This is a genomic window from Streptomyces sp. adm13(2018) (assembly GCF_008042145.1).
Taxonomy (GTDB): Bacteria; Actinomycetota; Actinomycetes; order Streptomycetales; family Streptomycetaceae; genus Streptomyces.
Map to the genome: position 1 here is coordinate 547,146 of NZ_RDBH01000129.1, position 11,096 is coordinate 558,241.

At 70.9% G+C, this 11,096-nt stretch carries 8 protein-coding genes and 1 pseudogene; 3 read left to right on the top strand and 6 right to left on the bottom strand.

Features of this window, described 5'->3' with window-relative positions:
* Positions 1-302: 302 nt before the first annotated feature.
* The 4 genes from pepN to EAO70_RS19105 form a co-directional block, all read right to left on the bottom strand.
* Positions 303-2,864 (bottom strand): aminopeptidase N, encoded by a 2,562-nt coding sequence (gene pepN, locus EAO70_RS19090; RefSeq protein ID WP_148004111.1) that lies wholly within the window; start codon positions 2,862-2,864, stop codon positions 303-305.
* A 196-nt stretch (positions 2,865-3,060) separates the two neighbouring features.
* A complete protein-coding gene (locus tag EAO70_RS19095; protein WP_073913969.1) occupies positions 3,061-3,705 on the bottom strand; it encodes a superoxide dismutase in 645 nt (214 codons plus the stop codon).
* 228 nt (positions 3,706-3,933) lie between these two features.
* A complete protein-coding gene (locus tag EAO70_RS19100) occupies positions 3,934-5,352 on the bottom strand; it encodes an amino acid permease (RefSeq protein ID WP_148004112.1) in 1,419 nt (472 codons plus the stop codon).
* Between the two features lie 180 nt (positions 5,353-5,532).
* The gene (locus EAO70_RS19105; protein ID WP_148004113.1) at positions 5,533-6,942 is read right to left on the bottom strand and encodes an amino acid permease; all 1,410 of its coding nucleotides are present in this window, start codon (positions 6,940-6,942) and stop codon (positions 5,533-5,535) included.
* Positions 6,943-7,128: 186 nt separating this feature from the next.
* Between EAO70_RS19105 and EAO70_RS19110 the strand changes: the two genes are divergently transcribed.
* Positions 7,129-7,884 carry a biotin transporter BioY gene (locus EAO70_RS19110; protein WP_187283949.1) on the top strand — a complete coding sequence of 252 codons (756 nt, stop codon included), beginning with the start codon at positions 7,129-7,131 and terminating at the stop codon, positions 7,882-7,884.
* A gap of 84 nt (positions 7,885-7,968) precedes the next feature.
* Here the strand turns inward: EAO70_RS19110 and EAO70_RS19115 are convergent, their stop codons facing one another.
* Positions 7,969-9,414 carry an amino acid permease gene (locus EAO70_RS19115; protein ID WP_148004114.1) on the bottom strand — a complete coding sequence of 482 codons (1,446 nt, stop codon included), beginning with the start codon at positions 9,412-9,414 and terminating at the stop codon, positions 7,969-7,971.
* A gap of 195 nt (positions 9,415-9,609) precedes the next feature.
* Between EAO70_RS19115 and EAO70_RS19120 the strand changes: the two genes are divergently transcribed.
* A complete protein-coding gene (locus tag EAO70_RS19120; RefSeq protein WP_148004115.1) occupies positions 9,610-10,104 on the top strand; it encodes a ribose-5-phosphate isomerase in 495 nt (164 codons plus the stop codon).
* Positions 10,104-10,913 carry an Fpg/Nei family DNA glycosylase gene (locus EAO70_RS19125; protein ID WP_148004116.1) on the top strand — a complete coding sequence of 270 codons (810 nt, stop codon included), beginning with the start codon at positions 10,104-10,106 and terminating at the stop codon, positions 10,911-10,913. Before EAO70_RS19120 ends, EAO70_RS19125 begins: the two co-directional genes overlap by 1 nt.
* Positions 10,914-10,938: 25 nt before the next feature.
* On the opposite strand, the pseudogene EAO70_RS40410 reads toward EAO70_RS19125, so the two are convergent.
* Positions 10,939-11,096, bottom strand: a pseudogene (locus tag EAO70_RS40410) (GNAT family N-acetyltransferase); the annotation flags it as partial.

The following is an 11,096-nucleotide window of genomic DNA, read 5'->3' on the forward strand; positions in this document are numbered from 1 at the left end:
CCCTAACCCCTGTTACACGCTCGTCGACAATCGGGGACAACCCCGTCCTAAAGTACGCGCGTTCGAGTGCCGATGAGGGACACGCCCCGAGCGGGCCGGAGCCGGGCCGACCCGCCCCGAGTGGTCCCGACCAGCGCCCGCCCGCGCCGCGCCGCCCCGCCCGAGCCGTCCCGACCAGCGCCGGTCCGGCCCGAGCTGCCTCGGCCGCCCCGACCCGCTCCGCTCCGGACAGCCCGGCGGGGGCCGCGGACCGATCTCCGCGACCCCCGCCGCCGTGCACCCGTGCCTTCGTGCCCCGTGCGTCAGCCGGCCAGGCGGTCGCACTCCTGCGCCCGCAGGGCGCGCGCCAGGTCGTCCCGCGATTCGAGGACCAGCCGGCGCAGGGCCGGCGCGGCCGCCGCGTGCTCCGCCAGCCAGGCGTCCGTGGCGGCCAGCGTCGCCGGGTCGTCCTGGAGCCCCGGGAACAGACCGCGGACGACGTCCATGCCGATCTGGATCGACCGCTCGGCCCAGAGCCGCTCGATGGCCGTGAAGTACTTCTCCGCGTAGGGGGCGATCAGCTCCCGCTGCGAGGACTGCACGAAGCCCGCGATCGTCGCCTCGACCAGCGCGTTCGACAGGGTGTCCGACTCGACCACCTGCGCCCAGGCCTGCGCCTTGACGGCAGCCGAGGGACGCGAGGCCAGCAGGCGGACCTGGTGGCGCTTGCCCGTCGCCGTGTCGTCCCGGCCGAGCTCCTCGCCGATCCGGGTCTCGTCCGCGCGGCCGCGCACGGCCAGCGGCGAGAGCAGCGACCAGCGCATCTCCTGGTCGACGTCGAGCCCGTCGATCCTCGCCGTGCCGTCCAGCAGCCCCTCCAGGAGCTGGAGGTCGGCGTCGGAGGAGGCCGTCGCGGCGAAGAACCGCGCCCAGGTCAGCTGGTGCTCGCTGCCCGGCTCGGCCACCCGCAGCTCGCGCAGGGCGCCCTCGGCGAGCAGCCGCCCGCCCTCCTCGCGCCAGGCGGGGGCCGCGTAGTGGGTGACCGCCGCACCGGCCCAGGCGTGCAGCATCTGGAGGACGCCGATGTCCGTCTCGCGGCCCGCGAAGCCGAGGACCACGGAGACGAAGTCCCGGGCGGGCATGAGGCCGTCGCGGGTCAGGTTCCACAGCGCCGACCAGCACAGGGCGCGGGCCAGCGGGTCGGTGATCCCGCCGAGGTGGGCCCGCAGGGTGGCCAGCGAGCCCTCGTCGAAGCGGACCTTGCAGTAGGTGAGGTCGTCGTCGTTGACCAGGACGAGGTCGGGCCGCTCCGCGCCCGCCAGTTCGGCGACGACGGTCCGGGCGCCGGTGATGTCGGCCTCGGCGCGCGCGTACCGGGTGAGCTCCCCGTCCACGAGCCGGTAGAGGCCGACGGCCGCCCGGTGGGGGCGCAGCTCGTCGCCCTCCTGGACGACGGCGAGCTCGGTGATCCGGCCCTCCGCGTCGTAGCTCACGGCCGGCGTCAGGGTGTTCACGCCGGAGGTCTGGAGCCAGGACTTCGCCCAGGCCTTCATGTCGCGGCCCGAGGTCTCCTCCAGGATGGTGAGGAGGTCGGCGAGCCGGGTGTTCCCGTAGGCGTGGCGCTTGAAGTAGCGGCGCGCGCCCTCCAGGAACGCGTCCCGTCCGGCGTACGCGACGAGCTGCTTGAGGACCGAGGCGCCCTTGGCGTAGGTGATGCCGTCGAAGTTGAGCTTGGCGTCCTCCAGGTCACGGATGTCGGCCGTGATCGGGTGCGTGGAGGGCAGCTGGTCGGCGCGGTAGGCCCAGGCCTTGCGGTTGTTGGCGAAGGTCACCCAGCTGTTGGTGAAGCGGGTCGCCTCGGCGAGCGAGAAGGAGCCCATGAAGTCCGCGAAGGACTCCTTCAGCCACAGGTCGTCCCACCACACCATGGTGACGAGGTCGCCGAACCACATGTGGGCCATCTCGTGCAGGATGACGTTCGCCCGGCGCTCGTACGCCGCCTGCGTCACCTTGCCCCGGTAGATGTACTCCTCGCGGAAGGTCACCATGCCCGGGTTCTCCATCGCGCCGAGGTTGTACTCGGGGACGAAGGCCTGGTCGTACTTCCCGAAGGGGTACGGGTAGTCGAAGTGGTCGTGGAAGAAGTCGAGGCCCTGCTTGGTGACCAGGAAGACGTCGTCCGCGTCGAAGTGCTTCGCGAGCCCCTTGCGGCACATCGCGCCCAGCGGGATCTCCAGCTCGGTCCCGTCGGCCAGCGTCCGCGTGTACGCGTCGGTGACGTAGTGGTAGGGGCCGGCCACGACGCAGCTGATGTACGTGGAGATCGGCGCCGTCACGGCGAACCGCCACACGCCGTCGGCGTCCTGCTCGCCCGCGCCGTTCGACCAGACCGTCCAGCCCTCGGGCGCGGTCACCGAGAACAGGTGCGGGGCCTTGAGGTCGGGCTGCTCGAAGGTGGCGTACACCCGGCGGGCGTCGGCCGGCTCGTACTGCGTGTAGAGGTAGACCTCGCCGTCCTCGGGGTCGACGAAGCGGTGCATGCCCTCGCCGGTCCGGCTGTAGGCGCACTGCGCGTCCACGACCAGCGTGTTCTCGTCGGCGAGTTCGTCGAGCGCGATCCGGGAGCCGTCGAACACGGCCGCCGGGTCGAGGGCGCGCCCGTTGAGGGTGACCGAGGTCACGGACGGGGCGATCAGGTCCACGAACGTGCTCGTGCCCGCGCCGGTACGACGGAAGCGGATCGTCGTCTCGGAGCGGAAGGTGCGCACGGCCTCCGCCGAGTCGCCGACCGCCGAGCGCAGGTCGAGGACGACCTCGTACCCGTCGACGGACAGCAGCGCCGCCCGCTCGTGGGCCTCGTCGCGGGACAGATTCTCACCGGGCACGGTCACTCCTTCGTGGCACGTTCGAAACAGCCCCGATCCTCCCATGGCGGGCGGGAGCACGGGCTTTCCCCCTCCAGATACAGAAGGACCCCCGTGATTCACGTCATCACGGGGGTTCTTCGTCATTCCGCCCGCACGTGAAGGTTGAGAAGACGATCACGAGTGGGACGTCGGGGGAGCCCGCCGACTCCGGGCCTCAGAAGGAGATCAGCGGTACGGAGGCCTTGGCGGCGTGGTAGCGCTTGCTCACGTCCTGCCAGTTGACGACCTGCCACATGGCCTCGATGAAGTCCACCTTCTGGTTCTTGTACTGCAGGTAGAAGGCGTGCTCCCAGGCGTCGAAGACGAGGACCGGGACGGAGCCCTGGCCGACGTTGCCCTGGTGGTCGTAGACCTGCTCGACGATCAGGCGGCCGCTGATCGGCTCGTACGCGAGGACGCCCCAGCCGGAGCCCTGGGTGGTCGCGGACGCCTTGGTCAGCTGGGCCTTGAACTTGGCGAAGGAGCCGAAGGACTCGGTGATCGCGTCCGCGAGGTCACCGACGCCGTCGGCGGCCAGCGGCTCGCCGCCGCCCCCGTCCTTCGGGCTGTTCATGTTGTTCCAGTAGATGGAGTGGAGGATGTGGCCGGAGAGGTGGAAGGCCAGGTTCTTCTCCAGGCCGTTGATCGAGCCCCACTGGTCCTTGTCGCGCGCCTCCTCCAGCTGCTCCAGGGTGTCGTTCGCGCCCTTGACGTACGCGGCGTGGTGCTTGTCGTGGTGCAGCTCGATGATCTGCGGATTGATCACCGGCTCCAGCGCCGCGTAGTCGTACGGCAGCTCCGGAAGTGTGTAGATCGCCATTGCCGAGCCCTTCGCTGACCTCTTATTGCAACCCTTATGCAAGTGCAGGCTAACAGTAGGTGCGTCGGATGTTGATCAGTCCTTGGTCCTAAGCCGGTCCTACGTCGCTGGTTCGTTCGTACGGCTGCCCCGCCCTGGTCCGAACGGGCCGCACCCGTCCGGAGACGGCGGAGCGCCCCGCCGAGCGGGAGCTCGACGGGGCGCGCGGGAAGGGGGAGGGGAGGCGGGTCAGGCGTCCTCGGCCACCGGCCCCCGCAGCTTCTGCCGCGCGAAGCCGACGACGGCGAGCAGCAGCGTCAGGCCGCCCGTCCAGTACAGCTGCACCCGGGTGCCCTCCTCACGGGCCATCAGGACGAAGATCGCCGCCATGCCGGCCAGCGCCACCCAGGTCAGCACCGGGAAGGCCCACATCCGCACGACCAGCTTCTCCGGCGCCTCGCGCTCGGTGCGGCGGCGCAGCACCAGCTGGGAGGCGGCGATGAAGAACCAGACGACCAGGATGATCGCGCCGATCGTGTTGAGCAGCCAGACGAAGATGTCGTCCGGACGCCAGTAGCTCAACAGCACGCAGGCGAAGCCGAAGACCGAGGAGACGAGCACCGCCGGGCGGGGGACGCCGCCGAAGGTGCGGCCGAGCGCCTTCGGGCCCTGGCCGCGGGAGACCAGCGAGCCGGCCATGCGGGAGGCGCCGTAGATGTTGGCGTTCATCGCCGACAGCAGGGCGACGAGCACGACGACGTTCATGATCTGGCCCGCCGCCGGGATGCCCAGGTGGTCGAGGGTCGCGACGTACGGGCCCTTCTCGACGACCGCCTTGTCGTCCCACGGGACCAGGGTCACGATGACCGCCATCGATCCGATGTAGAAGAGCGCGATCCGCCACATCGCCGTCTTGACGGCCTTGGCGACGCCCCGCACCGGGTGCTCCGACTCGGCCGCCGCGATGGTGACCGTCTCCAGGCCGCCGTACGCGAAGACGGAGGCGAGCAGACCCACGATCAGGCCCTCGGTGCCGTGCGGGAGGAAACCGCCCTCGCCGGTCAGGTGGGCGGTGCCGGGGGCGTCCGTGCCGGGCAGGACGCCGGCGATCGCGAGGACGCCGATGCCGAGGAAGAGGACGATCGCGCCGACCTTCAGCGCGGCGAACCAGAACTCGAACTCGCCGAAGTTCTTCACGGCCGCCAGGTTGGTGCCGCAGAAGACCAGCATGAAGAGCGCGACCCAGGCCCACTCGGGGCTGCCCGGGAACCAGCCGGTCATGATCTTCGCCGCGCCGATCCCCTCCAGGCCGACGGCGACACAGAGCAGGAACCAGAACGCCCAGCCGGCGGTGAAGCCCGCCCAGGGGCCGAGGGCCCGCTCCGCGTGGACCGAGAACGAGCCGGAGGCCGGGTTCGCCGCGGACATCTCACCGAGCATCCGCATCACCAGCATCACGAGGATGCCGGAGATCGCGTAGGCGATCACGATCGAGGGCCCGGCGGCGGCGATACCGGCGCCGGAGCCGACGAAGAGCCCGGCGCCGATGACGCCACCGAGGGCGATCATCGAGAGATGGCGCTGCTTGAGGCCGTGGCCGAGGCCCTCGGCCGGGGAGGTCGCGCCGTCCTTGCGGTCGTCCGGCGCGGGCGCGGTGGTCCGAGACATGGGCGAGCCCTGTTCACTAGCTGAGACGGGGAGGAGGCCCACAGTCTGGGGGCCATCACCGCTCACAGGGAACGGATGTCCGCTATACGGGCACGAGCTTCACACAAGGTGAAGATCCCACCCCGCTTCGTACGCGACGCCCGCTTCGTGCACGGCTCCCGTTCCGTACGCACTTCCCCGCTACGTCTGCGGCTCCCGCCCCGCCCGCAGCTCCCTGATCCAGGCCACCAGCAGCACCGCCCCGGTCGCCGCCCCCGACCACAGCACCTGCGGCCGGGCCGCGTCGTCCGTCAGCATCAGGACCAGGACCGCGCCCATCGCGGCCAGCGCCGCCCAGGTCAGCCACGGGAAGCCCCACATCCGCAGGGTCAGCGTCTCCGGGGCCTCGCGCTCGATCCGGCGCCGCAGCCGCAGCTGCGAGACGGCGATCAGCGCCCAGACGAACAGCAGCACCGCGCCGACCGCGTTGAGCATGTAGAGGAAGACGGAGTCCGGCCACTTCAGATTGAGGAGTACGGAGACGAAGCCGAAGGCCACCGAGGCGAGCACCGCCCGGCGCGGCACCCCCGCGGACTTCGCCCCCGGGGCCTTCCCGCCGCCGGAGACCCGGAGCAGCCCCTTCGGCGCCTCGCCGCGCTCGGCCAGCGAGAACACCATCCGCGAGGAGCCGTACAGGTTGGCGTTCAGCGCCGACAGCAGCGCCACGAACACCACCACGTTCATGATCTGGCCCGCCGCCGGCACCCCGATGGCCTCCAGGACGGCGACGTACGGCGACTCGCCCGGCCGCATCGACGTCCAGGGCAGCAGCGTCACGATGACCAGCATCGAACCCACGTAGAACAGGAGGATCCGCCAGACCGCACTGCGCACCGCCCGTGCCACGTTCCGCGCCGGGTCGTCGGACTCGGCCGCCGCGATCGTGACGACCTCCAGACCGCCGAAGGCGAAGACGACCGCGAGGACCCCGGAGATCACCCCCGACCAGCCGTTGGGCAGGAAGCCGCCCTGCCCGGTCAGGTTCGCGAGCCCGACCGGATCGGTGTCCGGCAGCCACCCGACGATCGCCAGCGTGCCGAGGATGAGGAAGAGGACGATCGCGCCGACCTTGAGCGCCGCGAACCAGAACTCGAACTCGCCGAAGTTCTTCACCGCCGCCAGGTTGGCCAGGGTGAACACGACCATGAAGGCCAGCACCCAGCCCCACTGCGGCACGCCGGGCACCCAGCCGTGCGCGATCTGCGCCGCGCCCGTCGCCTCCACGGCGAGCACGACGACGAGCAGGAACCAGTACAGCCAGCCCACCGAGAAGCCGGCCCAGCGGCCCAGCGCCCGCTCGGCGTGCACCGAGAAGGCTCCCGAGGCCGGCATCGCCGCCGACATCTCGCCCAGCATCCGCATGACCAGCATCGCGAGGGCGCCGGCGATCAGATACGAGACCACGATGCCGGGCCCGGCGACGGCGATGCCCGCGCCGGAGCCGACGAAGAGCCCGGCGCCGATCACACCGCCGAGCCCCAGCATCGTCAGATGACGCTGCTTCAGACCGGGGGAGAGGGGCTCCGGTGCGGAGGCGAGGGAGTCGTGCATGTGGAGGCTCGTGCTCTCTGACGGTTTATGGAGACCCCACAGTCTCTCCAGTGAAGGACCCCTGGCGCAAAAGGGACCTCGGGGCAGGACTTCCCAGTGACAAGCATCACGTGGCGAGAAGGGGGAGCGGCGGGGTTTGTTCGATCTCCACGAAGCAGTCGGCCGTCGCTTTGTCGGCGGCTGACGGTGATCGAGCGTTCACTCCTGGCATACCGTCAAGGCGTCCCACCCACCCGATTCAGCATCGGCTGGCTCTACTGGTTCTTCTGGGTCGTGGTGCTCGCCGTCGAGGCGACCGCGGGCGCGGTGATCCTGGAGAGCTGGGTGCCCGCGGTGCCGCAGTGGGCCTGGGCCCTCATCGTGATGGTGGTGCTCACCGCCACCAACCTCGGCTCGGTCGCCTCCTACGGCGAGTTCGAGTTCTGGTTCGCCGGCATCAAGGTCGTCGGCGGCGCCACCCTCACCGGCCTCGCCGCGCAGCTCTCCGTCCCGGTCCCCGGCTCCCCGGTCCCGGTCTCGGGCCAGACCTTCGCCGCCCTGCTCGTCGGCACCGCGCTCGGCGCCCGCCGCGGCTTCCTCGCCCTGGCCCTGTACGCCGTGGCGGGCATGGCGGGCGTGCCGTGGTTCGCGCAGGCCACCTCGGGCTACGGCATGCCGTCCTTCGGCTACGTCCTCGGCATGCTGCTCGCCGCGACCGTCGTCGGCGCCCTCGCCCGCCGCGGCGCGGACCGCTCGGTCCTGCGCACCGCCGGCGCGATGGTCCTCGGCTCCGCGATCGTCTACGCGGTCGGCGTGCCCTACCTGGCCCTCGCCACCGGCATGAGCCTCGGCCAGGCCGTCGCCGCCGGCCTCACCCCGTTCCTCATCGGCGACGCCCTGAAGGCGGCGCTCGCGATGGGCGTCCTGCCGACCGCCTGGAAGCTGCTCGGCCGCAAGGGCTGATCCACCGCCCGCACGGACACGAGGAGGGCCCGCCGTTCCCCGGGGAACGGCGGGCCCTCCTTCGTACGCGGCGCTCCGCGAGTCCTACTCGGTCGGGGACGACGCCCTGGACTTCGCGACGCGCTCCTTGACCAGCGACACGGCGATCACCAGCGCGGCCACCAGCAGCGACAGGACGACCTGTTCACGGGCGCTGCCGCCGTCGTAGAGCATGTAGCCGAGGACGAAGACGATCATGCCGATCGTCGCCCACGTCAGGTACGGGAAGAGCCACATCCGCACCACGAGCTTCTCCGGCGTCTCGCGCAGGATGATGCCGCGCATCCGCAGCTGGGTCACGCAGATGACCAGCCAGACGAAGAGCGCCACCGCGCCGGACGAGTTCAGCAGGAACGCGAAGACGGTGTCCGGCCACTTGTAGTTGAAGAAGACCGCGACGAAGCCGAAGACGACGGAGCCGAGGATCGCGGCCACCGGCACGCCCCGCTTGTTGACCTTGGCGAAGGCCTTGGGTGCGTCACCGCGGCGGCCGAGCGAGAAGGCCATGCGGGAGGCGGTGTAGAGGCCCGAGTTCAGGCAGGAGAGCACGGCCGTGAGGACGATCACGTTCATGATCTGGCCGGCGTGCGCGATGCCGATGGAGTCGAGGGCGGCGACGTACGAGCCCTTCTCCGTGATCGACTTGTCGTTCCACGGCAGCAGGGTCAGGACGACGAAGATCGAGCCCAGGTAGAAGACGCCGATCCGCCAGATGACGCTGTTGGTGGCCCTGGTGACGGCCTTCTGCGGGTCCTCGGACTCGCCGGCGGCCAGGGTGACGATCTCGCTGCCCATGAAGGAGAAGACGACCATCAGCACGCCGGTGAGGATCGCCCCCGCGCCCATCGGGAAGAAGCCCCCGCTGTCGGTGAGGTGCGCGAACCCGGCGCCCGGGTTGTCCGAGCCGGGCAGCACGCCGAAGACGGCGAGCAGACCGATGACGACGAACGCGCCGATCGCGACGACCTTGATGCCGGCGAACCAGAACTCGAACTCGCCGTAGGAGGCGACCGAGCCGAGGTTGGTGGCGGTGAGCACCACCATCACGATGAGGGCCCAGGCCCACTGCGGCACCGCGGGCACCCAGCTCTCCAGGATCACCGCGCCCGCGGTCGCCTCGACGGCGAGCACCACGACCCAGAAGAACCAGTAGAGCCAGCCGATGCTGAATCCGGCCCAGCGGCCGAGCGCCTGGTCGGCGTAGGCGGAGAAGGAGCCGGAGGACGGCCGCGCGGCCGCCATCTCGCCCAGCATCCGCATCACGAAGACGACCATCGTGCCGACGAGGGCGTAGGAGAGCAGGATCGCCGGGCCGGCGGCGGCGATGCCGGAGCCGGAGCCGACGAAGAGGCCGGCGCCGATGACGCCGCCGATGGCGATCATCGACAGATGGCGGTTCTTGAGACCGGCCTTGAGGCCGTCGCCGGAGGGCGGCGTCCCGGGGGTGCCGGTCTCCTCGCCGTCCTTGGTCAGGGTCGGTTGCGTGTTCATGAACGCTTCCTTGCGTGTGGGGGTCGCTCGGATCGCGAGCCCGAGCATTGAACACCGGGAACGGGGGTGATCGGAAGACCTCATTCCGGAACGTTGCGCGGACCACTGCGCGAGAGTCGAAGGTCCGTACCAGACCGGACGAAGGTCCCCACCCCGCTGCCTGCTACCCGGCCCCCGACGTGCCACACTCGCCTCATGCGCGTCTACATCGGTTCCGACCACGCCGGCTTTGAACTCAAGAACCACCTCGTGGAGTGGCTCACGGCACACGGCCACGAGCCCGTCGACTGCGGTCCCCACATCTACGACGCCCTCGACGACTACCCGCCGTTCTGCCTGCGCGCCGCCGAGAAGACGGCAGCGGACGCGGACAGCCTGGGCATCGTCATCGGCGGTTCGGGCAACGGCGAGCAGATCGCCGCGAACAAGGTGAAGGGGGTGCGCGCCGCCCTCGCCTGGAGCGAGCAGACCGCCGCCCTCGGCCGCGAGCACAACAACGCCAACGTGATCTCCGTCGGCGGCCGGATGCACACGCGGGAAGAGGCGACGAAGTTCGTCGAGATCTTCCTCAACACCCCCTACTCCGGTGACGAGCGTCACACCCGCCGGATCGACATGCTCACCGCCTACGAGACCACCGGCGAGCTCCCCCCGATCCCGGCCCACCACCCGCAGGAGCCGACCGCCTGATGCCCGAGGGGCACACGATCCACCGACTGGCCGCCGACCACCGGGAACGGTTCGGCGGCCGGTCCGCGCGGGTGACCAGCCCGCAGGGCAGGTTCACCGCCTCCGCGGCCCTGCTCGACGGCGCCGTGCTCGACACCGCCGAGGCCCACGGCAAGCACCTCTTCCTCGGCTTCGGCGGCGCCGGCTGGATCCACATCCACCTCGGCCTCTTCGGCAAGGTGGCCTTCGGCGACGCCCCGGCCCCGCCGCCCACCGACACCGTCCGGCTGCGCCTCGCCAACCCCGAGTCGTACGTCGACCTCCGCGGCCCCACCACCTGCGCGCTCATCACGGACGCCGAGAAGCAGGCGATACACGACCGCCTCGGCCCCGACCCGCTCCGCGACGGCGACGACCCCGACCGTGCCTGGCGCCGCGTCTCGGCCTCCCGCACCACCATCGCCGCCCTGCTCATGGACCAGAAGGTCATCGCCGGAGTCGGCAACGTCTACCGCGCCGAGGTCCTCTTCCGCCACGGCATCGACCCCTACCGCGCCGGCCGCGACCTGACGCGCCGCGAATGGGACGCGATCTGGGCGGACCTCGTGGAACTCATGCGCGAGGGCGTCCGCCTCAACCGCATCGACACCGTCCGCCCCGAGCACACCCCCGAGGCGATGGGCCGGCCGCCCCGCGTGGACGACCACGGCGGCGAGGTCTACGTCTACCGGCGCGCCCACCTGCCCTGCCACCTCTGCACCGCGGAGATCCGCACCGCGGACCTGGCGGCCCGGAACCTCTTCTGGTGCCCGGACTGCCAGACCCGCTGACGCACGCGCCCCCGGGGCCCGCGGCTCAGAACCCGTGCGGCAGCCAGGGCGCGACCGTCGACCCGAACGCCGTCGAGGCCTCGGCCAGCGCCCCCTCGCGCAGTGGTCCGCGCAACGTTCCGGAATGAGGTCTTCCGATCACCCCCGTTCCCGGTGTTCAATGCTCGGGCTCGCGATCCGAGC